This window comes from Modestobacter marinus, assembly GCF_019799945.1.
Lineage (GTDB): Bacteria > Actinomycetota > Actinomycetes > Mycobacteriales > Geodermatophilaceae > Modestobacter > Modestobacter marinus_B.
In genome coordinates, this window is the sequence record NZ_JABGCH010000002.1 from 74,969 (window position 1) to 96,626 (window position 21,658).

General features: G+C 73.4%; 21 protein-coding genes. 12 read left to right on the plus strand and 9 right to left on the minus strand.

What is annotated here, in order from left to right; genetic code table 11:
* Positions 1 to 131 precede the first annotated feature (131 nt).
* Together HK417_RS02270 and HK417_RS02275 are read right to left on the minus strand one after the other, a co-directional pair.
* Complete coding sequence (locus HK417_RS02270; RefSeq protein WP_308123328.1) at positions 132 to 1,259, minus strand: NAD(P)-dependent oxidoreductase; 1,128 nt, start codon at positions 1,257 to 1,259, stop codon at positions 132 to 134.
* Positions 1,201 to 2,112 carry a LysR family transcriptional regulator gene (locus HK417_RS02275; protein ID WP_222262890.1) on the minus strand — a complete coding sequence of 304 codons (912 nt, stop codon included), beginning with the start codon at positions 2,110 to 2,112 and terminating at the stop codon, positions 1,201 to 1,203. Before HK417_RS02275 ends, HK417_RS02270 begins: the two co-directional genes overlap by 59 nt.
* A gap of 534 nt (positions 2,113 to 2,646) precedes the next feature.
* Between HK417_RS02275 and HK417_RS02280 the strand changes: the two genes are divergently transcribed.
* The 6 genes from HK417_RS02280 (at position 2,647) to HK417_RS02305 (ending at position 7,396) form a co-directional block, all read left to right on the plus strand.
* Positions 2,647 to 3,759: an alcohol dehydrogenase catalytic domain-containing protein gene (locus tag HK417_RS02280; RefSeq protein ID WP_222262892.1), complete on the plus strand. Its 1,113-nt coding sequence runs from the start codon at positions 2,647 to 2,649 to the stop codon at positions 3,757 to 3,759.
* Between the two features lie 95 nt (positions 3,760 to 3,854).
* Positions 3,855 to 4,154: a hypothetical protein gene (locus HK417_RS02285; RefSeq protein ID WP_222262894.1), complete on the plus strand. Its 300-nt coding sequence runs from the start codon at positions 3,855 to 3,857 to the stop codon at positions 4,152 to 4,154.
* Positions 4,124 to 4,498 (plus strand): DoxX family protein, encoded by a 375-nt coding sequence (locus HK417_RS02290; RefSeq protein WP_222262896.1) that lies wholly within the window; start codon positions 4,124 to 4,126, stop codon positions 4,496 to 4,498. Before HK417_RS02285 ends, HK417_RS02290 begins: the two co-directional genes overlap by 31 nt.
* A gap of 25 nt (positions 4,499 to 4,523) precedes the next feature.
* Entirely contained in the window at positions 4,524 to 5,366 is an 843-nt protein-coding gene (locus HK417_RS02295) for an NmrA family NAD(P)-binding protein (RefSeq protein ID WP_222262897.1), read from the plus strand.
* Positions 5,367 to 5,564: 198 nt separating this feature from the next.
* Positions 5,565 to 7,130, plus strand: a complete 1,566-nt coding sequence (locus HK417_RS02300) for an MFS transporter (RefSeq protein ID WP_222262899.1) — start codon at positions 5,565 to 5,567, stop codon at positions 7,128 to 7,130.
* Entirely contained in the window at positions 7,127 to 7,396 is a 270-nt protein-coding gene (locus HK417_RS02305; protein ID WP_222262901.1) for an anti-sigma factor family protein, read from the plus strand. The genes HK417_RS02300 and HK417_RS02305 overlap by 4 nt, the downstream gene beginning before the upstream one ends.
* A 91-nt stretch (positions 7,397 to 7,487) precedes the next feature.
* Here the strand turns inward: HK417_RS02305 and HK417_RS02310 are convergent, their stop codons facing one another.
* On the minus strand, positions 7,488 to 8,675 hold the full coding sequence (locus HK417_RS02310) for a cytochrome P450 (protein ID WP_222262903.1): 1,188 nt from the start codon (positions 8,673 to 8,675) through the stop codon (positions 7,488 to 7,490).
* A 119-nt stretch (positions 8,676 to 8,794) separates the two neighbouring features.
* Entirely contained in the window at positions 8,795 to 9,805 is a 1,011-nt protein-coding gene (locus HK417_RS02315; protein WP_261325727.1) for a site-specific integrase, read from the minus strand.
* A gap of 131 nt (positions 9,806 to 9,936) precedes the next feature.
* Between HK417_RS02315 and HK417_RS02320 the strand changes: the two genes are divergently transcribed.
* The gene (locus tag HK417_RS02320; RefSeq protein ID WP_222262905.1) at positions 9,937 to 11,136 is read left to right on the plus strand and encodes a hypothetical protein; all 1,200 of its coding nucleotides are present in this window, start codon (positions 9,937 to 9,939) and stop codon (positions 11,134 to 11,136) included.
* 159 nt (positions 11,137 to 11,295) lie between these two features.
* On the opposite strand, the gene HK417_RS02325 is transcribed toward HK417_RS02320, so the two are convergent.
* The 3 genes from HK417_RS02325 to HK417_RS02335 all read right to left on the minus strand — a co-directional run bounded on the left by HK417_RS02325 (position 11,296) and on the right by HK417_RS02335 (position 16,156).
* A complete protein-coding gene (locus tag HK417_RS02325; RefSeq protein ID WP_261325763.1) occupies positions 11,296 to 11,898 on the minus strand; it encodes a universal stress protein in 603 nt (200 codons plus the stop codon).
* A 236-nt stretch (positions 11,899 to 12,134) separates the two neighbouring features.
* On the minus strand, positions 12,135 to 13,703 hold the full coding sequence (locus tag HK417_RS02330; RefSeq protein ID WP_222262909.1) for a phospholipase D-like domain-containing protein: 1,569 nt from the start codon (positions 13,701 to 13,703) through the stop codon (positions 12,135 to 12,137).
* A 119-nt stretch (positions 13,704 to 13,822) separates the two neighbouring features.
* Positions 13,823 to 16,156 carry a glycoside hydrolase family 65 protein gene (locus tag HK417_RS02335; RefSeq protein WP_222262911.1) on the minus strand — a complete coding sequence of 778 codons (2,334 nt, stop codon included), beginning with the start codon at positions 16,154 to 16,156 and terminating at the stop codon, positions 13,823 to 13,825.
* 240 nt (positions 16,157 to 16,396) lie between these two features.
* On the opposite strand from HK417_RS02335, the gene HK417_RS02340 reads away from it, so the two are divergent.
* A complete protein-coding gene (locus HK417_RS02340) occupies positions 16,397 to 16,963 on the plus strand; it encodes a dihydrofolate reductase family protein (protein WP_222262913.1) in 567 nt (188 codons plus the stop codon).
* Between the two features lie 175 nt (positions 16,964 to 17,138).
* Here the strand turns inward: HK417_RS02340 and HK417_RS02345 are convergent, their stop codons facing one another.
* On the minus strand, positions 17,139 to 17,834 hold the full coding sequence (locus HK417_RS02345) for a VTT domain-containing protein (protein WP_222262915.1): 696 nt from the start codon (positions 17,832 to 17,834) through the stop codon (positions 17,139 to 17,141).
* A gap of 144 nt (positions 17,835 to 17,978) precedes the next feature.
* On the opposite strand from HK417_RS02345, the gene HK417_RS02350 reads away from it, so the two are divergent.
* The 4 genes from HK417_RS02350 (at position 17,979) to HK417_RS02365 (ending at position 21,181) form a co-directional block, all read left to right on the plus strand.
* Positions 17,979 to 19,148 carry a sensor histidine kinase gene (locus HK417_RS02350; RefSeq protein ID WP_222262917.1) on the plus strand — a complete coding sequence of 390 codons (1,170 nt, stop codon included), beginning with the start codon at positions 17,979 to 17,981 and terminating at the stop codon, positions 19,146 to 19,148.
* Positions 19,145 to 19,765, plus strand: a complete 621-nt coding sequence (locus HK417_RS02355) for a response regulator transcription factor (protein WP_308123329.1) — start codon at positions 19,145 to 19,147, stop codon at positions 19,763 to 19,765. Before HK417_RS02350 ends, HK417_RS02355 begins: the two co-directional genes overlap by 4 nt.
* A 111-nt stretch (positions 19,766 to 19,876) precedes the next feature.
* Complete coding sequence (locus tag HK417_RS02360; protein ID WP_222262919.1) at positions 19,877 to 20,407, plus strand: DUF6653 family protein; 531 nt, start codon at positions 19,877 to 19,879, stop codon at positions 20,405 to 20,407.
* A 162-nt stretch (positions 20,408 to 20,569) separates the two neighbouring features.
* Entirely contained in the window at positions 20,570 to 21,181 is a 612-nt protein-coding gene (locus HK417_RS02365) for a hypothetical protein (RefSeq protein ID WP_222262920.1), read from the plus strand.
* Here HK417_RS02365 and HK417_RS26860 read toward each other — a convergent pair.
* Positions 21,075 to 21,542: a hypothetical protein gene (locus tag HK417_RS26860; RefSeq protein WP_368858511.1), complete on the minus strand. Its 468-nt coding sequence runs from the start codon at positions 21,540 to 21,542 to the stop codon at positions 21,075 to 21,077. The genes HK417_RS02365 and HK417_RS26860 overlap by 107 nt on opposite strands.
* Between the last annotated feature and the right edge of the window lie 116 nt (positions 21,543 to 21,658).

Sequence of the window (21,658 nt, forward strand, 5' to 3'; positions counted from 1 at the left end):
TGGGTCTCCTGAGGTGCGAACGACGAAGAGGACGCCTTTCCGTGCCGGACCGGCCGTCGCGAAGGGACACCTCCGCGACGACGGCGGTCGTGGCGGGCCGTCAGTGGGCGGCCGCCCGCCGGACGGACCGTTCAGCCGGCAGCGGGCGGGTCGACCTTCGCGCCGAGCTCGAGTGCGAGCGCGGTGAGGTCACGCGTGCCGGCGCCGGCCTCAGATGTCCGGCGGAAGAGCTCGAAGGCAGTCTGGGAGGTCGCCATCGTCACGTCGTGCTCGGTGCCGAGCTCGACGGCCAGCCGGAGGTCCTTCGCGACCAGGTCGACCATGAAGCCGGCCTCGTAGCCGTGGGAGGCCGGGGAGGTCGCGACGACGCCGGGCAGCGGAAACCAGTTGCGGAACGCCCAGTTGTCCCCCGACGAACGCAGGACCATGTCGTAGAAGACCTGCGGGTCCAGCCCGAGACGCTGTGCGAGCACCGAGGCCTCACAGGACACCGCCATCCCGACGCCCATCATCGCGTTGTTGACGACCTTCATGGCCTGCCCGCGCCCGCTCGGGCCGACATGGACGATGTACTCGCCGACCAACTTCGTGAAGCGCTCGACCGCCGTGACGTGCTCGCCATCGCCGCCGAGCATCAGTGCCAGGTCACCCTTCTCGGCTCCGATCACGCCGCCCGAGACCGGGGCGTCGACGAAACCGACGCCCTGCTCGCGTGCCTGCGCACCGAGCGCCTCGGCGGTCTCGATCCCGGTGGTGGAGAAGTCGACCGCGACCGCGCCTGCGGGCATGTGCGCGAACGCGCCGTCCGGACCGGTCAGCACCTCCGTCACCTGCTTCCCCGAGGGCAGCATCGTGCAGACGACGTCGACGTCGTGCACCGCCTCGCGGACGGAGTCCACGATCTCGACGCCGTTCTCGCGGGCTCGGGCCCGGGCGCTCTCCTCGATGTCGACGCCGCGCACCTCGTGCCCCGCGTCGACGAAGTGCTTCGACATGGGGATGCCCATGTGACCCAGCCCGATCCAGGCGACGTTGCTCATGACCCACTCCTTCGGCCGCCGGCGGTCGCCCACCGGCTGCTCCTCGATGTCAGATGCCTCATCGTGAGAGCCGCTGTTCGAGTGGCCAAGGACCAACAACACAGACCATGTGTGCAGAAGCGCAGGCCTCCGGAGCCCAGTGGCAGCAGCTGCGCAGGGATCAGTCCAGCTCGCGGCGCCGGAGCCGTACCTCCTCGTGGAGGGCCTGGCGCACCGCACGCACCGCCGGGCGCGACGTGCTGTCGCGCCGTGCTGCCAGCGTGAAGGCGAGCCGCAGGGGCGGGACTCCGACGTCGACGCGCTGCAGTTCCGGCGCACGCGAGGCGAGGAAGGTCGGCAGGATGCCGATCCCCGCTCCCACCCGCACCGCCTCGAGCTGAGCGAAGATGTTCGTCGAGGCGAACCGGGCCATGACCCCGGGCAGGTGCTGGGTGAGGTCGAGGTCGCCGACCTGGAGCAACGAGTCGACGTAGAAGACGACGGTGTGCCGACGGAGGTCCTCCACCGACGTCGGGACGTCGTGGCGCTCCAGGTACGCGGCGCTGGCAAAGAGGTGGAGCGAGTAGTCCGCCAGCTTCTCGGCGAACAGCCGACCGGTCGCGGGCTCGCCGACAGCAACCGCGAGGTCGAATCCGGATTGGTGGAGGATCAGGTTCCGGGTCGCGGTGATCAACTCGATGTTGAGGTTGGGGTGCCGCTCACGCAGTCGCTGGAGTGCCGGCACGACGAACAGGGTCCCGAACCCATCGGGCGCGGTGATCCGGAAGTTGCCGGCCACCGCGTCGTCGGAGGCGCCGGAAGCCGCGAGCGCAGCGCGCTCGACGGCCTCCTGGATCGGCCGCGCCGGCTCGGCCACGGCACGGCCGACCTCGGTCAGCTCCCAGCCGTCGGCGCCCCTCTCGAGCAGCCGCACCTTGAGCACCTTCTCGAGGACCTTGATCCGCCGCGAGACAGTGGTGTGGTCCACGCCCAGAGCGTCGGCAGCCGCCGTCAGGCGACCGGTGTTCGCAACCGCGAGCAGATAGCGCAAGTCGTCGGCCCGGAGCCGACGCATGTCCACCTCGGCACTCACCAGGCACCTCCCTGGCGCCCCCGCACACAGGAGGCCGCCGACGCCTGCAGCTTCGCACACGAGGCGAGCGATCGACGCCCATCTGCTTGTCGTGACCAGGCGGGTGCGTTCACCCAGCCGGCCGCGCCGATCAGCAAGCGGCGCGCCGTGCCCGCCGGACAATGTGTCGCCGACCGTGGCGTGGGGCTCCAAGCCGCACAGCGGTGGTGCGCATCTGCCAGCCCCGCCGCGTTGTCGACCCGGGCCATGTCCTGGACCCTGATGCGATCCTGACCGCTGCACGGAAAGCTGGCCTTCTCCGCGGTTCCCGCCAGGACCGTCGAGGTGAACCAGGTCCTACGGACCGGATCCGGCAAGATCTCACGGTTCCGGTTCCGGAAGGCCGACCACGTGCGGAGTGCGCCGCTCCCCCGTGATCCGCGCCGTGCAGCCCGCCCGCCCGATCCGGCGTCTGACCCGTTACGAGCTCGGCCGGCGGAACCGCGCTCCACAGCCACCCGCACTCTGCGTCAGCCGAACAGCCAAGGAGAGTCCGTGAAGATCCGTGGAGCAGTACTGGAGCGGATGGGTGACGACCGCCCGTTCGCCGTCAGCACCCCGCTCACCATCGATGAGCTCGACCTGGACGACCCGGGTCGCAACGAGGTGCTGGTCCGCATGGAGGCTGCGGGCATCTGTCACTCGGACCTGTCGGTGGTCGACGGGAACCGGCGCCGTCCCGTACCGATGCTGCTCGGTCACGAAGCCGCAGGCATCGTCGAGGCCGCGGGGTCGGACGTCGACGACGTGCCGGTCGGGACCAGGGTCGTCATGACCTTCCTCCCGCGCTGCGGCGTCTGCGCGGGCTGCCTCACCGATGGGATCCGGCCCTGCATAGCGGGAAGCGCGACCAACGAGAAGGGGACGCTGATGGACGGCGCCATCCGTCTGCACCGGGGCGGCGAGGCAGTTCATCACCATCTCGGCGTCTCAGGGTTCGCCACCCACGCGGTCGTCGACCGCCGTTCGGTGGTCCCTGTCGACCATGACATCCCGCCGGCCGTCGCCTCTCTGCTCGGCTGCGCCGTGCTCACCGGAGGGGGCGCGGTCATCAATGCCGGCCGACCGCAACCTGGCCAGCGTGTCGCCGTCGTGGGACTCGGCGGCGTCGGAATGGCTGCCCTCATCACCGCGCTCGCGTCAGACGACCTGCAGGTGATCGGCATCGACGGTGTCCAGGACAAGCTGGCCCAGGCCACCGGCTTGGGCGCCGCCGAGACCTATACGCCCGCCGACGCGCTCGAGGCCGGAGTGAGAGCGGACGTCGTCATCGAGGCCGCCGGGAACGCCCGCGCGTTCGAGACCGCCGTCCACATCACCGACGCCGGGGGACGGACCGTCACCGTCGGGCTCCCCCCTGCGGACGCCCGCTCGTCCATCTCCCCCCTCGCGCTGGTCGCCGGCGGGCGATCGATCATCGGCAGCTATCTCGGCTCCGCCGTTCCCAGGCGCGACATCCCCGTGTTCGCCGACCTGTGGCGCCAGGGACGTCTCCCGGTCGAGGCGCTGGTGTCCGCCACGATCCCCCTCGAGGACATCAACGTCGCCATGGACCACCTGGCAGACGGCAGCGCGCTGCGACAGATCATCGACTTCCAGAGGACCTGACACGACCACACCTTCGGCCGGCGAACCGGCGCCCTTCCTCGCAGGGTGAGCGCGGTCTCGGCTGCGATGCGGGTCAGCTTCACGGGGTTGCGGACGTGATAGAGGCCGCTGATGCGAGCGTCCCCGACCTGGTTCGCCAGGACGCCGTCGATCTCGCCGTCCACGCGGAGGACGAGCGCCGAGTTGCCGTTGACCACGGTGGGCTCCCCGGTGCGCGCGACCCGGGCCTTGCCGAGGCCGCCGATGATGAAGCGGGCCGCCTTGTCGGCGCCGGTGACCGGCCGGGGCTCGGCCTGCCTGACACCGCCGCCGTCGCTGATGAGAACGACCTCGGGCGCGAGCACGTCGAGCAGACTCTGCAGGGGTGCTCGAGCTGCTGGCCGCAGTCGGCCTGATCCTGCCGGCCGTCGTCGACATCGCACCGGTCATGGTGCCGGTGACGGCCGGCTGCTGGGTCCTGCTCATGGTCGGCGCGATGATCACTCATGCCCGCCTCGGCCAGTCCACGCTCGTGCTGCTGAACCTGGTCCATCTCGCGCTCGCGGCCTTCATCGCCCGGGCCGCTTCGGCCCTGAGTCCTTGGTGGGCTGACGAGGACCACGGGAGTGGACGGCGCCGGCCGTGGCCCGCTGGGGCTCACGCCGTCTTTTCCCGAGCTCGGTTGATCCGCGCGGGCGGCCGTGCTCACATGAGCCCGCCTGTACCAGTCCTCGAGCGACCGGAGGGTTCGTCGTCGTGACGCGTCCGAGCACCGCGGAACTGCCGTGACACGCATCCTGGTGACCGGAGTGCGGGGCAAGACGGGTGTCCCGCTGGCCGAGCTGCTCGCCGCCCGCCCCGGCGTCGAGGTGCTCGGCGGCAGCAGCCGTCCGGCCACGGTCGACGTCGCCGGCGTGCGGCCGACCGGCTTCTCGTGGGACCACCCGTCCAGCTGGTACGCGGCGGCCGACGGCATCGACGCGGTGTACGTCGTCCGGCCCGATCGCGCGGATGCGCCGGAGCTGATCAGCGGGTTCCTCGACGCGACGCCACCCCGGACCCACGTCGTCCTGCTGTCCGAGCGCGACGCCGACCAGATCGCCCCCGACGGGTGGGCGTTGCGGGTCGAGCGCGCGGTACGCGGCAGCGGCCGGACCTGGACGATCCTGCGGCCGAGCTGGTTCATGCAGGTCTTCACCGACCCGCGCTACTACCGCGACCAGCTCGTGGACACCGGCGAGCTGCCGTTCGCGAGCGGTGGCGCGAGCGTGGCCTGGATCGACGCCCGGGACATCGCCGCGGTGGCCGAGCGTGCCCTGCTCGGCGAGGGGCATCCCGGTCAGGTGTACGAGCTCTCCGGGCCGGAGAGCCTCTCGCTGCCGCGGACGGCGGAGCTGCTCTCCCGCGCCGCGGGGCGCCGTGTCGTCCACCGGGAGGTGACGATCGACGACACGGTGGCCGGTACCGAGGGCTTCGAGCGCGAGCTCTCCGCGCTCACGTTCGAGCGCGTGCAGGCCGGCGTCTTCGCGGGCGTGACTGACACGGTCGAACGGGCGACGGGACGGCCGGCCGGGACGCTGGAGGCCTTCCTCGCCGACTCCGGGCCGGCCCTCGGGGGCGCGGTCTGACCCTGGGCCCACCGCCGGTGCGCGGCTGGCTCCCGGCCGGACCGCGGCAGCTCTCGACCGGCGGCTGTGAGCCACCGATGAGTTCCGCGTCGTCGCCCGGTCCCTTGCTCATCCCGTTCCTGCGGAGAGGCAGCCGATGGTGGCCACTTCCCAGCCCGTGTACCCCACGGGGACGGCGCTGCGGCTCGGCGAGACACGATGAGCGCGCTGGTCGAGCGGCTCGGCACCGGCGACGTCCGGCGGCGGGCGGCGGCCGTGCGGCGTCGGCTGCGGCCGCTCTACGCCGCTGTCTTCCTGCAGAACCTCGCGCTGTGGGTCCCGATCGAGAAGCTGTTCATGACCAGCATCGGGTTCGACGCCGCCGGTGTGGGCCTGATGGCGGCGGTGTACGCGGCGGTGGTCCCCCTGTTCGAGCTGCCCTCCGGCCTGCTCGCCGACCGGTGGAGCCGCCGCGGGGTGCTCGTCCTGGCGTCCATCGCCGCAGCCGTGAGCGTCGCCATCGGCGGCGTGAGCCAGAACGTGCCGACGTACCTGGTCGCCGCGGTGTTCCTGGGGCTGTTCTTCGCGATGCAGTCGGGCACCGTCGACTCCGTCGTGTACGACACGGTCGTGGAGGAGACCGGCGACAGCGCGGCCTTCGAGGCGAGCATCGCACGCGTCCGGCTCATCGAGAGCGGGTCGCTCGTGGCGGGCGCGCTCGCCGGCGGCGCGATCGCCGAGGTGGCCTCGCTGCGCCTGACGTACTTCCTCACCGTGCCCCTGCTGCTCGGGGCGTGCCTGGCGCTGCTCGCGTTCCGGGAACCCCGGCTGCACGAGGCGGACGCGGCGGGCGGGTCCGGATCGCTGCGCGATCAGGTGCGCACCACCTACCGGGTGATCCTGCAGCCGGGCCGGCTGCGCCCGGTGATCGCGGCGACCGTCCTCGGTTCCCTGCTGGTACAGGGCCTGCTCGAATTCGGCCCGCTCTGGCTCGTCGCGCTCACGGTGCCCGCGATCCTCTACGGGCCGCACTGGGCCGGGCTGACCGCCGCGCTCGGTCTGGGCGCGCTGCTCGGGGCGCGCCCGTGGTGGCACCGGCGGGCGACAGTGGTGCTGCTCGCGGCGTTGATCGTGGCCAGCAGCGTGGTCCTCGCGACGAGTCGTTCCCCGTACCTGGTGATCGCCGCCCAGGTGGTGCTGACCATGCTCGTGGTCGCGGGCGGCATCCCCGTGCTGCGGCGCCTGCACGACGGTGTCCCGTCGGCCGTCCGAGCGGGGGTCGCCTCCGGTGTCAGCACCCTGACCTGGGTGGCGTTCGTGCCGTTCGCGATCGGGATGGGGTTCATCAGCGACAGGTCGGGGGTGGGCTCGGCCGGGTGGGTGCTCGTCGGCGTAGCGGGCGCTGCGGGGATCTTGCTCGTCGTCGTGCTCTCCGGCGCGCCGCCGCCCCCGGTGGCCGCGACCGGCGCGCCGACGTTCCCCGCGGAGCGCTTCCTGCCCGCCGACGACCCGGAATGGCCCGGCCACTGGGCGTCCCCGCCGCGCGAGTGGGCCGGCGATATCGTCGACGACGACGGGGCGCTCGCCGAGGTACGAGCCGCCGTCCTCGCCCTGCCGCCGGAGCTGCGGCAGGTGATCGTGCTGCGGGACGTCAGAGGCCGCTCCTCGGAGCAGGTGCGCGCCGAACTGGGCCTGGACGCGGCGGCCGAGATCGCGACCCTCCACCGGGCGCGCGGGCTCGTCCGCGAGCGGCTGGAGCGCTACGTCGACGGGAGGTCGTCATGAAGGGCGAGCAGCCGGCGGGCGCCGATCAACGCTGCATCGAGCTCGTCGAGCTCCTGACCGCGTACCTCGACGACGCCCTCGATGCGCAGAGGCGCAGGCGCGTCGACGACCACCTCCGAGGATGCGCGGGCTGCCGCGTGGCCCTCGCGCAGTGGCGGACTCTGGCCGGCCTCGCCGGCCGGCTCACCGCGGCGGACGTCGCCGACCTCGACTCCTACCTGCGGGAACGTCTGCTGGCCACGCTGACCGTCGCGCGCCGGCGGTAGCAGTCGCCTGAGTCCCGGTCCCCGTCGAGCACCGTCCGGTGCGCGGCCGGGACGTGGAGGCGAGCGGCTCGTCCGGCGCACGTCGGAGCGGTCAGGCGGCGCGTGCCTCCAGCGGGAGCTTGGTGACGGCCACCATCGTCCACGGGTTGCGGTGCTCCACCTGGTCGGTCCCGGCCACCTCGACGTCCCGGTAGCGGTCCAGCAGCAGCCGCAGCGCGACCCTGGCCTCCAGCCGGGCGAGCGGCGCGCCGAGGCAGAAGTGGATGCCGTGGCCGAAGGTCAGGTGTGGATTGGGCTTGCGGTGGATGTCGAACCGGTGGGGTTCGGCGAACACGCGCTCGTCCCGGTTGGCCGCGGTCAGCCAGGGGATCACGACCTGCCCGGCGGCGATGTGCCGGCCGTCCACCTCGGCGTCGACCGTGGCGATCCGAGCCAGCCGCGGGAACGGGGTGCGTACCCGGAGCACCTCCTCGATCGCGGCCGGGAGCAGCCCCGGGTCGCCCCGCACCTCGGCGACGGCGTCCGGGTTGTCCTGGAAGCTGACCACGCTGTTGCCCAGCGTCGCGGTGGTCGTGATGTGGCCCGCGATGAGCAGCAGCCCGACGAAACCGACGATCTCCTCGTCGGCCAGCCGCTCCCCGTCCACCTCGGCCCGGATCAGCTTGCTCGTCAGGTCGTCGCCCGGGCTGGCCCGCCGGGACCTGATGTGGTCCAGGAAGTAGGTGTTCATCTCCCGCATGGTCGGCGCGACGGCCGTCACCGCCTGCTCGCTGGCCTGGCGGAGCGCCTGGTCGGGATCGATCTCCTGGCCGAGCAGCACGTCGGCCCACGTGCGGAACAGGCTCCGGTCGGAGGTGGGGATGCCGAGCAGCTCAGCGATGACGATCACCGGCAGCGGGTAGGCCAGTGCGTCGATCAGGTCGAACCGGTCATCGACCTGGTCCAGCAACTCGGTCGTCAACTCGGCGATGCGGGGCTCGAGATCGGCCACCACCCGCGGGGTGAACGCCTGGCTGACCAGGGTCCGCAGCTTGCGGTGTTGTGGCGGGTCCATGTTGACGAAGTTGCCGCGCTGGAACAGCGCGAGATCGTCCTGGCGGGGCCGCAACGCGGAGAGGTCGGAGGAGAACACGGCCGGATCGGACAGGACCGCGGTCGCCTCCGGGTGGCCCAGCACGTGCCAGCACTGCTGCGTGTCGTCGAAGTGGACCTGCCCGTGCAGGCGGCTGTCCTCCAGCCAGGCGAGGAACTCCTCGAACGTCGGCCGGGTGGTCGTCATCTCAGCTCACTCCCCTCGGGGGATGCCTGCACCGCGTCCTCGACCACGACCGTAGGGACCCCGACCACCCTCCGGAACCCCACCGGATGCGGCCGACCGGTGGCCGTCGAGCCCTCGGCTCAGAGGCCGAGCCTGGCCGATGCCGGAGCCGCCCACCGACTGCTGGCGTCGTATCCCCGCAGGGTGGTCACCGACGCCCACCGGCCCGTCCGGGCCAGCTCGCGCTCGCTGACACCGGCCTTGTAGCCCTCGGTCGCGAACGACCGTCGCAGACTGTGCGGGCTCAGCCCCTCGAGCGGGACGCCGGCGTGCTCGGCGGCACGACGGAGGATCAGCCGGACCGACGACCTCGCCATCCGTGTCGAGCCGATCCGTGGCTGGAGGCCTCGCCCGACGCTGCGGAACAGCGGCCCGGAGACCCCCTGGAGACCGGCCGCGTCGACCCACGCCTGCAGGGCACGCACCGGGCAGGTCTGCGCCCGCGTCCCCGGTGCCAGTGCCAGCACCTCGCCGGCGCCCTCCTGGTCGGTCTTCGACCAGCGGACGGTGACGTCCAGGCCGCCGTGCCCGGCCGGGGCCAGGTCGGTCACGTCGAGCCCGCAGGCGTCCGAGGCCCGGAGCCCGAGCGCGAAGGACGTGAGGATCAGGGCCCGGTCGCGCAGGCCGGCCACCCCGACCGGGAGGTCCTCGACGAGCGCACGGATCGTCTGGGTGTCGATCGCCCGGGCCTTCTTCGGACGACGGCCGCCGCGGGCCGCCGCCCGACGGACGCCCCGGAGGACCTCACGGGTGCCGGGGTGCTCGGAGGGACTGGGGTGGCCGGCCTCCCGGTGCGCGTGCCCGATGCCGGACAGCCGCCGGGCGACGGTGCGGGGGCTCGCCCCCGCGTCGCTGAGCCCCGCGAGGTAGGCCGCCACCGCGGCGTCGGCTGCGGGCAGCGGGGTGAAGCCGCGCTGCCGGGCCCAGGCGGACCAGGCGCGGAAGTCCGCGTCGTAGGCCTTCCTCGTGGACTCGGCCTTGGCCGCGGTGAGGTAGCGCCCCACCGACTCGACGTCCCCGGGCAGCACCAGGCCACCGTCGGCGCCTCCCACCGCGGCGGACCCGGCTGAGACCACCTCCCCCGAAGGCATCGCGATCACTCCCGGCTCGGACTCCATAACAGTTGATTATGGAGTGCTCCGCCCGCCTGTGCCCGGTCACCGACTCGATCGATCGTCCGATCGTTCCACCCTTAGACGCACGAACGAGCGACACTGGCACGGTGACCGCTGACACGGCGACCTGCGCCTATCCGGACTGCGACCGCCCGGTTGCCCCTCCCCCACCTACCGGCGGCCGCTCGTCGTACTGCTCGCGCCCGGACCACAACCGCACGACCGCCTTCGCCGCCCGCCGGGCCGAGGCGGCCGGGCGCGCACCCGCGACACAGGAACCGCCCGCCGCCCCGCAGTCGGGACCGCGCACCGCGGAGACGCTGACCCAGATCGCCGACCGGCTCCGCCAGACCCTGGCCGCGATCGAGGAGCAGGTGGGCCGTGCCCGGCAGGTGCTGACCAGTGCCGCCGACGCCGAGTTGCTGGAGGTGGAGCGGGCGGCCATCCGCACCGACGCACGTCGCGAGATCGCCGAGGCCGAACAGCGGGCGTCCCTCGCCGACCGGGTGCGCGCGGTCGCCGAACGGTCGACGCGGGAGGCCCTCGGGGTGGCGACGAAGGCCGAGGCCGAGGCAGCCCGCGCCCGGGACGAGGCAGCCACGGCCCGGGAACAGGCGGCCACCGCCCGGGAACAGGCGGCCACCGCCCGGGAGGCCGCTGATGCCGCGCAGGCCGATGCGGGACGAGCGCGCGCCGACGCGGCCGCTGCCGCAGCAGCCACCGGCGAGGCCGAGGCGGCGCGACAGGACGCCGAAGGACGACGCGACGCGGCGGTGCGGAACGCCGAGTCCGCCCGGAGCGAGGCGGCCCGGGCGGCGGCGGAACGAGACCGCGCGCTCGCCGACGCCGCGTCAGCACAGGAGCGGGCGACGTCCGCGGAGGCGGCGCGGGACGGCGCACTGGAGGCCGAACGCGCAGCTCGCGCGGAGACCGACCGCGCGCGGGCCGACGAAGCGCGGGCGGTCAGCCGGGCCGAACAGGCGGAGGCGGCGGCCCGGCTCGAGACCACCGCCGCGGAGAGCCGTGTCCGGGCGGCCACGGCCCGAGCCGAGGCCGCGACGGACCAGGCGAAAGCGCAGCAGGCGCGCGCCGAGCGCGCTGAGCGCCACGCCGAGGAGAGTCGACGGGACCGCCTGCGGGCCGAGGAGGCGCGGGACCGAGCACTTGCCGACGCCGCCGCGGCACGGGCCCGGCTGGCAACGGCGCCGCACCAGCCACCAGACAGGAGCGGGGAGTCGGCACGAGCGCTGCCCCACGAAGGAGGGTCGGCCGGAGCCCCACCCGACACGTCGGGCACGGTCGGCTGAGTGCCAGGAGCGTCACCTGGGCGGGCCGGTCATCGGCGAGGTGGAACGACACAGCGGACCAGTGCTGGTCGACGGGCAGCGTGAGGGTGGAGTCCCACCAGCGCGAGGCGGGACTCCACCGGGACGGCGCCGCACGGCGGGTGGCGTCGGACGACGAGCTCAGCGCGGCGGCCCCGTCTGGGACAGCTCACCGACTCCGCCCCGTTGCTGCTCCTGCCGCTCGCGATGCAGGCGCAGCCGGTGGCGGCGGGCCTCGGTCGAGTGCACCACGGTGACGGGGCAGGTGGCGTGCAGCACGCACTGCATGCTCGTCGAGCCGAGCAGCATGGTGTGGAAGCCGCCGTGCCCGCGGCTGCCCATGACCAGCAGGTCCGCACCCTGCGACTCACGGATGAGCACGTCCGCCGGCGAGCCCTCCGCGGAGCGGACCTGCACGTCCGGCGGCGGGCCGGCCAACCCGCGGGCGACCTCGTCGGCCACGGCGCGGACCTTGTCCTCGTGCTGGCTCCGCAGCGTGCCGCGGAGACGGTCCAGCTCGTGCAGGCCGATCCCGTGGAAGTCCACCCACATCTCCGCCGGCACCCGGTAGGCGATGACCGCCTCGACCGGCACGCCCCGCCGTGCCGCGTCCTCGAGTGCGAACCTCAGCGCTGCTTTCGAGCCCGCCGAGCCGTCGACCGCCACCACGACCCGAGGCCCACGCACCACCGCCGGTTCGCTCTGAGGCACGCCGACGTCCAGGGCTTCCTCCTCGTCATGCATCACGCCACCTCCTCGGTCCAGCATCACCATGTCGGCACCTGTCGGCGGCTCCCCCGCGCGGGGCCTCCCGGGCCGGTCACCATCTCCGCGCGGGCGCGACCGTGGACGCCCGTCCTCTCGGAGATCAGCGCAGCGTCATGGTCCTCCGTCGGAGCGCGTCTCAACAGGGCCAACCGCCCTCGTTGAGGTGTCGGGTCAGCCGTGAACAGCGCGGTGCGACGGCGCCGGCTGCGCGGTCAGCAGTGCACCCGGTGCCGCGGCCGCCGGCGCCGGGCGAAGAACCGCTCGACCCGGCGCCACCGGTTCGGCGTCTTCTCCGGGTCCATCACCTCGGACTCGGCGAGCGCGCGGTCGGCCGGACCCAGCTCGGGCGGCTCGAACGGCTCGAGCGACCGGCCGGTCGGCCGGCGCAGCCGCTCGATGCCCTGCACGAGGGAGCCGGTGACGGCGATCGCTGCGGCGACGTCGTCCGGCGTGCAGCCCAGGTGCTCGGCGAGCAGGCGGTCCCGGACGCCGACGATGGTCGCGGCCAGCCGGTCCGCCCCCGGCCGCCCGTCGACCGTCTCGATCGCCAGGTCGCACTCGGTGTCCAGGCCCATCGAGCGGTTGTTCACGTTGCTCGACCCCAGGCGCAGGAGGCGGTCGTCGACCACGGTCACCTTGGCGTGCACGTAGATGTGGTCGCGCTGCTCGGTCACCGGCGTGTACAGCCGGAAGCGGTCGTGGACGTCGGCCTCGCGGACGATCTCCAGCACCCGGGCGCGCGCGGTGCCCATCGCCTTCTCCGACAGCCAGCCGTCGGCGGTCCACGGGTTGAGCACGACGACGTCGGGGCCGTCGGGCTCCCGCAGCCGCTCGGCGATCGCCTCGGCGATCCGGCGGCTGGCGAAGTACTGGCTCTCCACGTAGATCGAGCGGCGGGCCGCGGCGATCACGGCCAGCCACAGCAGCTCGATCTCGTGCACCAGCGTGGTGCCGCCGTGCTCGGGGCGGGTGCGGGCGATCGCGACGTCGACGTCGGTGAGCAGCGGCTCGACCTCCTCGGGCCAGCACTCCCGCTCCTCGGGGATCGGCTCGAGCCGCTCCCCGGTGCCGCTCTCCCACCGCTCGCGCGCGAGCTCGGCGACCGCGCGGGCGGCGGGCCCCGTCATGATGCTGGTCGCGTCGTGCCACGGCCCGGTCAGCCGGCCCTCGGCCCGTCCGGCCGCCGGACGACGTCGCAGCGGGTTGCCGTCGGCGTGCTCGGAGGTGTCCCAGCGGTCCGCGGTGATATCGATGCCACCGGTGAAGGCGAGGCAGTCGTCGATGACCACGATCTTCTGGTGGTGTGCACCGCCGACCGGGTGGTGGGTGTCGACGGCGAAGGTGAGCCGGTCGGGCGTGCGCCGGTCGAGCAGCACGATCGGTTTCAGACCCCGGCCGAGCGCGCGCACCATGCCGAGGTCCCACTGCAGGACGCCGATCTCCAGCCGCGGGTTCTCCTCCACGGCCTTCTCCAGCACGGCGCCGAGCCGGTCGTCCCTCGGCCGGCCGTCGCCGAGCGGATCGAGCCGGATGCGGGGGTCGAAGTCCCAGCCGATGAACAGCACCCGCCGCTCGGCACGCAGCACGGCACGCTTCAGGGTGGCGAAGTAGCCCGCCGCGTCCACGAAGATCGCGAAGCGGGTGGCCCGCTCGATCCGCCAGCAGGTCTCGCCGGGGATCAGCAGCGGCGCGCCCTGCTCCGGCCGGCCGTCGTTCCCGGCGTCGGGCAGCCCGCCACCGCGATCGGTGTCGGGCTCGGTCGTCGCCTCGCCGCCGTCCATCACACCGGCAGTGTGCCTGTCATCGCGGGGCGGAACCAACGCGCCACTCCCTCGGCCACCGCCGGGGCCGTGGGAGTGGAGGTCGTGCCGGTGCGGCAACGGTGCTGGACGCACACTCCTCAGGTACGCGGCTCGCGACCTGCCGGCTGCCTGGGCTCGTCGAGCAACGGGCTCGGGGCGCGGAGCGGCACATGGACGGGCGCGCCGGCCGTGACCTGCAGCGGCGCGCCGTCCACCACGACCGTCACCGGCCCCTCGCCACGGGTGAGCGTGACCGTGGTCCCCTCCCGCGTCGTCTCGACGCGCAGCACCCGGCCGCGCCAGGTGACGTGGTAGGCGGTGCGGGAGAGCGAGGACGGCAGCAGCGGGGCGATCTCCAGGTCCTCGTGGTCCTCCCGCAGCCCGCCGAGGCCGGCCACGAAGGCCAGCCAGGCCCCCGCCACCGCGGCCAGGTGCAATCCGTGGGCGGTGTCGCCCTGGACGTCGCGCAGGTCCACGAGGGCGCACTCCCGCAGGTAACGCAGGGCGAGGTCGGGGTGCTGCGCCTGTGCGCACACGACCGCCTGGACGGCCGCCGACAAGGAGGAGTCGCGGACGGTGCGCGCCTCGTAGTAGTCGAGGTCGCGCGCCACCTCCTCGTCCGTGAACTCGTCGCGGCACCACCACAGGGCCTGGACCAGGTCGGCCTGCTTGATCACCTGACGCCGGTAGAACGTCGCGTAGTGCTGGTGCTCCTGGACCGGATAGGAGTCGCGCTGGTCCTCGAACCGCCACTCCCGGTAGGTGGTGAAGTTCTCGTTCATCGGGTGGACCCGCAGGCCCTCGTCCCACGGCACGTGGCCCGCCTCCGCCGCGGACCGCCAGGCGGAGGTCTCGGCGTGGTCCACACCCAGCTCCGAGGCGCGCGCCGCCAGTCGCTGGCACTCGACGGCGGCACGCCGGAGGTTGGCCCTCGCCATAAGGTTGGTGAAGACGTTGTCGTCGACGACCCCGGTGTACTCGTCCGGCCCGGTCATACCGAAGAGGTGCCAGCCGCCGGCCGCGTCCTCGTGGCCGATGGACATCCACAGCCGCGCGGTCTCGACGAGCACCGCCAGGCCCCCGACCGAGTCGAGGTCCTTTCCCGTGACGTCCTGGTACAGCCAGAAGGCGCGGGAGACATCGGCGTTGACGTGCATCGCAGCCGTGCTCGCCGGCCAGTAGGCGGAGGTCTCGCGGCCGTTGATCGTGCGCCACGGGAAGGACGCCCCCGCCAGCCCCAGCGTCCGTGCCCGCTCCCGGGCCAGGTCGAGCGTGGCAGAGCGCCACCGCAGCAGACGTGCCGCCGCGTCCGGGCGCAGCAGCGTCAGGGCGGGGAGCACGAATCCCTCGACGTCCCAGAAGGTGTGGCCGCTGTACCCGATGCCGGTCAGTCCCTTGGCGCCGATGGGGGCATCCGAGATGCAGGCGGCGGAGCAGAACAGCTGGAACACCGTGTACCGCAGCGCCTGCTGCAGCTCGGGGTCACCGTCGACCTCGACGTCCGCCGTCGCCCACAGCTCGTCGAGCGCGGCACGCTGACGGGCGAGCAGTCCCTCCCATCCGAGGTCGAGGGCGGAGCTCACGGCGGCCGAGGCCTCGCCGACGACGGAGTCGGACCCGGCGTCGTAGGACCAGCTGTACCCCACGACCTTGATGACCGTGATGCTCTCCCCGGGCAGGAGGTCGGCGGCGACCGTGGTGACGATGTGCTGCTCGTCGACGTGTGTGCTCACCCGCCCGCCGTCGACCTCGTGGGCGACCGTGGCCGCGATCGTGATGCCTGACCGGCGCGTCCGTTCCACGAGAGCGCCACCGTTGGCGGTGCCGATCTGAGCGCGCGGATCGAAGGCGTGGTCCAGGTCTGCCGCGACGCGAGGGTCGTCGTTGTCGACGCCCGTCGGCGTCACCACACCGGCGGCCAACTCGGACCGGACCAGCACGTGCACGGGCCCGTCCAGGGCACGGACCTCGTACCGCACCGCGCAGACCGACCGCTCCGCCAGGGACACCAGCCGCCGCGAGGACACCTCCACCGACGTGCCCGACTGTGCCGTCCAGCGCACGCGGCGGTCCAGCGTGCCGGCGCGCAGGTCCAGCGTGCGCTCGTGGACCTCCGGCCGGACCTCGCGCACGTCGAGCGCGATCCCGTCGACCAGGAGGCGCAGCGGCGTGCCGTCGGCGACGGTGAGCATCGCCTGCCCCTCCTCGGGCTGCCCGTAGCCGCCCTCGGGATAGGACAACGGGTGCGTCTCGAACACCCCGGACAGGTAGGTGCCGCGCATGTCGGAGGGCTCCACCTCGTCGAGCGTCCCCCGGATGCCGAGGTAGCCGTTCGAGAGCGTGAAGACGGACTCGGTGACGGCGAGGGTCTGGAGGTCCACGTGCGGCTCGCGGACCGACCACGGGGCGGTGTCCAGTGTCGGTGCGGTCACCTGTGGCCTCGCGTCGTCGGGACAAGGGTCCGGGCGCCCGCGGCGTCCCACCGCCTGTCCTACCGGTCCGCACGCCGCGGCGCGATCTGGAGGACCGCCTCCCGCCGCAGGAGCGTGCGCGTCTCCGGTCCACCGCGCTGGCGCGGCGGCAGGTCCAGCGGTCCTCTACCCCGACCGCTGCTGAACCCGTCGCGCGCACGACGGTCGGCTGACACGCTGTACCTCTGGGAGGAGGAACCCGTGAGCAGCCTCGTCTACCTCGTGGCCACGTCGCTGGACGGCTTCATCGCCGCACCGGACGGCGACTTCACCCCGCTGGTGGTGGGTGACGAGCACCTCGCCGGACTGGCCGCGGACTACCCCGAGACCTTCCCGGCCCCGATGCGGGAGGCCCTCGGCATCGGCGCCCCGAACCGGGCCTTCGGCACCGTCCTCATGGGCGCCAGGACCTACCAGGTGCCCGGCGCCGTTCCCAGCCCCTACCCCCACCTCCGGCAGGTGGTCTTCTCCAGCCGCGCCCTCGACGTCCCCGACGAGGTGGAGGTCGTCGACGGGGACGCCGTGGCGCACGTCCGCCGGCTCAAGGCGGACGCCGACGGCGGGGACCTCTGGCTGTGCGGCGGCGCGCACCTCGCGGGGCAGCTGTGCGACGAGATCGACCGGCTGGTCCTCAAGATCAGCCCCGTCGTCCTCGGCAGCGGCCTGCCGCTCTTCGCCGGCGTCGACCCGCGGCCCCGCGGCTTCCGACCGCGGGGACAGGTCGATTACGACAACGGCGTCCGCGTCGTCACCTACGACCGGGTATGACGGCCGCCTCCAGGTGTGCCCGCCCGTCCGGCGCGGAACGTGACGGCGAGATGTCGAAGCGCGCGACGAAGGCCCGACCGAGCGACTCGGTGGGCGCCGTACGTCGACGTGGGACAGGAAGAGCCGACGCCTGCTGGCGCTCGCCCCGCGGTGACACCGCGCCGTCGGCTCCCACTCACGCCCTCCGCCGGATCCGCCGCCTGATCAGGGGGAACACCACGGCCAGGGTGATCATCGTCAGGCTCACCACCGACGCGTACTCGTCGACGATCAGCACGACGTCCACCGCCCGCTGACCCAGCCCGTAGCCGAGCCCCGCGACGAGGCCGGTCATCAGCAGGGCACCGGCGAGGTCGAGGAGGAGGAAGGTGGCCAGGCGCATCCCCGCCCAGCCGGCCACGGCGTACAGCACCGCGGTGGGAACGCCGGGCAGGACGGCGAGGACGACGGCGGCCCGGACGATCCAGGGGTCCAGCTCCCTGGCCCGGGCGGCGCAGCGCAGGGCGCGCTCACTGGCGGTGAACATCCTGATGATGCCCCCGCCCCACCGCCGTCCGGTCCACCACGTGAGCCAGTCGAGCTTCACCATGCCGGTCGCTCCGGCGACGACGACCAGCCAGAGCGGAGCCTCGCCGATCCGGGCGAACGCCGCGGCGGCGCCGATCGCCGTCAGGTCGCCGGTGAGGAACTCCAGGGCCACCGGGTGCCTGGCGAGCAGGAACGGCGTGAGCGGCCGCAACCCGAGCCCGAGCGCCACCACTGCCAGGATCGCGCCCATCAAGGCCATGTCGACCCGCGTGGCGGGTCCCTGCCAGGGAGTGAGCCGGCGCCACCGTGTGGAGGCGGGAGTCGTGGTCGGTGCGGCGCTCATGACCCGACGCTGCGCGTTCGACCGATCGAAGGGCACCCGCGATCGTCACGAGTCGGCCGTGCACTCTGCACGCCCCGGTCGACCGCGGCGGAGCCGACGATGTCCCGTATGCGGATGTCCTCGCCGCGTGGAGCAGCGGACCCGATGAGCCGGAGCCGTCCCCGCCGCTCCCCGATCAGCCCCCGGCTGGTCGTGCTCGGCACGCTGCTCCTCAGCTACGCGTGGGCACTCGTGGTCCCGTTGCGGCTCACCCGGCCGCCGTCGGCGCTGACGACGGCGGGATACGTCGTCGGGCTGGCGGTCTTCGGTGCGGCACTGGCCCTGGTCCTCCGCGCCGCGGTCAGCCCAGGTCAGTCCGAGCGCATCCGCATCCGACTGATCGGCCTGCTGGTGGTGGTGTCCCTCGCGTTGTGGCCGCCGTCGTTCGCGTGGGCCGAGCCCGGCCACGAGCCGTGGGCGTGGGTGGCGGGGTTCGTGATCGGTGCGAGTGCCCTCGCCGTCCCACGGGCAGGCGTCGTGGTGGCCGTCGGCCTCGGCGTCATGGCGGTGACCGGCGCCGTCGCGTTCGACGGTGCCGTCGCCGCGAGCCTGGGGACCGCGATCGGCTCCGGTGTGGTCGTGTGGCTGACCGGCCTCGTGCTCGTGTGGCTGCTCGGCCTGTTGTGGGCGGCGGAGAGGGGACGGGACGCCGAGGCAGGCCTCGTGATCGCCCAGGAGCGCCTGCGGGTGAGCCGCGAGCTGCACGACGTGCTCGGTTCCCGACTCGGGATCATCGCGCTCAAGGCCGAGCTGGCGGCGGATCTCGCCGCGACCGACCCCGCCCGGTCCGCGGCGGAGAGCGACGAGATCCGCGCCATCGCCGCGGCCACGCTCGCCGAGGCCCGGCGCGCGGTCCACGGCGAGACCGTCGCCGACCTGCCGACGCAGATCGCGTCCGCCGAGCTGGTCCTCCGCTCCGCCGGCATCGCGACCACCGTCGACGTCGACACCACTCGAGTGCCGGCGTCCGTCTCCCGGCTGCTGGCCGCCGTGGTCCGCGAGGCGGTCACCAACGTCCTGCGGCACAGCGACGCGCGCACGGTCTCGATCGCGTTCCCCGGGACCGGGCCGCGCCGCACACTGGTGATCGTGAACGACGGCGCGGGAGGCACGCGGTCCGGCATCGCGGCCGGCGCGCCCTCCGCGGGGACCGGACTCGCGTCCCTGGCCGCGCGCTGCGCGGCCAGCGGGGCCCGCCTGGTGGCCGGGCCGGTCGACGACGGCAGGTTCGAGGTGAGGGTGGAGCTGGCACCCCGGACCCCCGGGCCGCCGTGACGATCCGCGTGCTGCTCGCCGAGGACGAGGAGCTGATCCGCGAGGCGCTGGTCGGGCTGCTGGAGCGCGAGCCCGACATCGCGGTGGTGGCGACGGCGGCGGACGGCCGTCAGGCCATCGACCGCGCGCTGGCCCACCGCCCCGACGTCGCGGTCGTCGACCTGCAGATGCCGCTGGTGGACGGCATCGGCGTCGTCACCGAGCTCGGCCGGGCGCTCCCCACGTGTGCGGGCGTGATCCTCACCGGCCACGGTCGGCCGCACGTGCTGCGCCAGGCCCTGGCCTCCGGGGCCCGCGGCTTCCTCGCCAAGGGCGCCCCCGGCACGGCGCTGGCCGACGTCGTCCGCCGGGTCCACGCGGGTCAGCGCTACGTGGACCCGGTGCTCGCCGCCGACGCGCTCACCGCCCCGCCGTCCCCGCTGACCCCACGGGAGAGCGAGGTGCTGACCGTGGCCCGTGAGGACCGGCCGGTCCGCGAGGTCGCCCGCACGGTGTTCCTGTCGCCGGGCACGGTCCGCAACCACCTCGCGGCGATCACCGCCAAGCTGGGGGCCGGGTCCCGGGCGGAGGCCTACCGGATCGCCCGCGAGAACGGATGGATCCAGACACCGCTCTGACCAAGTGCACCAGGACCTCCCCCACCCGCGAGGCGGGGTGTTGTGCCACACCGCCGGGAGTCGGGACCCTCGGTGCCAGGACGTGAGTGCCGGGCGCGAGGAGGCATCGACATGACGATGGATGCCAGGCTGGCGAAGGCCTTCGGGCTCGAGGGCGACGGGTGGCAGCGCCACGCCAACCCGTGGAGCGTCTACACGCGCATCCCGATCCCGCCGATGCTGGCCGCGGCGATCTGGAGCCGAACCCGGTTCGGGTGGGGGTCACTGGTCCCGGTCGGACTGGTGTGCGCGTGGACGGCGATCAACCCCCGGGCGTTCCCGCCACCGCGCTCGCTGGACTCCTGGGCGTCCAAGGGGGTGCTGGGCGAGACCTACTGGGCGAAGCGGAACGAGGTCCCCCTTCCGGCGCCTCACCGGGTCGCCCCGCACGTGCTCGCCGCCGTCAGTGCACTGGGCGTGCCGTTCATCGCCAGGGGCCTGGTCGTGCGGAACGGGTGGATGGTCCTGTTCGGCCTCGCGGTCCAGATGGCCGGGAAGGTCTGGTTCATCGACCGGATGGCCATCCTCTACGACGACGTCGCGGCGGCCGGAGCGGCGGACCTCACCCCGGCGCCCCGGGAGTCGGACCCGCCGCCGCGGTGAGCGGCGGGCGCCGGCAGGGCCCTGCCACCTCCCTCTCGCGCGGGCGGCAACCGCCGGCGGGGGCGGATTACCACGGCCGTTGTCCGAGCCTCGGGGGAAGAGCAGAGTGGACCGCGCGGCGATGCCGCAGGGGTGTCGCCGTCACCAGGAAGGAGCGGTGGCATGTACGCCCGATCCACCACCATGCGGGGCCGCCCCGAGGTCGTCGACGACCTCACCGCCTTCATCCGCGACGACGTCATGCCGACGGTCACCCGACTGGACGGCTGCGTCGGTCTCTCGCTCCTGATCGACCGCGACGGTCGATGCATCGCCACGAGCGCCTGGGAGACCGAGGCGGCGATGCGCGCCAGCGCGGAGCGGGTTGCCGGGTTGCGAGAACGCGCGGCCGTGATGTTCGGCGTCACGCCCGAGGTGCAGGAGTGGGAGATCGCCGTCCTGCACCGGGCGCATCAAGACGGTGGATGTGCCCGGGTGACGTGGACCCGGACGGACCCCGCGAACATGAACCGGGTGATCGACGCCTACCGGGAGAGCCTGATGCCCTGGTGGGAGGAGACGCCGGGGTTCTGCAGCAACAGTCTCCTGGTGGACCGTACGGACGGGCGATGCGTCTCGACGGTCGTGTTCGAGAGCCACGAGGCGATGGCGCACACCCGTGACCAGTTCACGACCCTGCGCGAGGAGTTCGCCGCGAGGATGGGGATGGACCTCCTCGAGGTCGCGGAGTTCGACCTCGTCCTCGCCCATCTGCGGGTACCCGAGACCGTCTGACCAGCACGTCCCGGCCGGAGCGGGCGCCCCGTCGACCCGATGGACCCGGCTGCCGTCGGGTTCCATCGTGTCGGGCCGTCGGCGGGCAGCGGCGCTCAGCCACTCGCCGACCGACTGGACGCCCGGGCGCTGACCTCGCCAGCGCAACGGAGAGCGCCGCCAGGTCCGCCCGGTCGTCGGCGGCGATGTCACGGAGGTCCCCGAGACACCGGCCGACCACCGATTTGAGGTCGTCGCAGGGCACCTGCGGGTTGCGCTCGCGCAGCCAGTCGAGCTCCAGGTGCTGATCGAGGGCGACGTGGACCCCGGCCACCTCCGGCAGGTGGCGACGGGTCGCGGAGGTCACGTCGATGACGTCCAGCGCGGAGGAGCGCCGGCAGCGCGGCCACCCGGGGTCGTCGAGACCCTACGGTGCTCGCGGAGTCACCGTCGCGCGGTGGCGCTTCTCCTGTCGGCCGATCAGCAGGCACGCCCCGG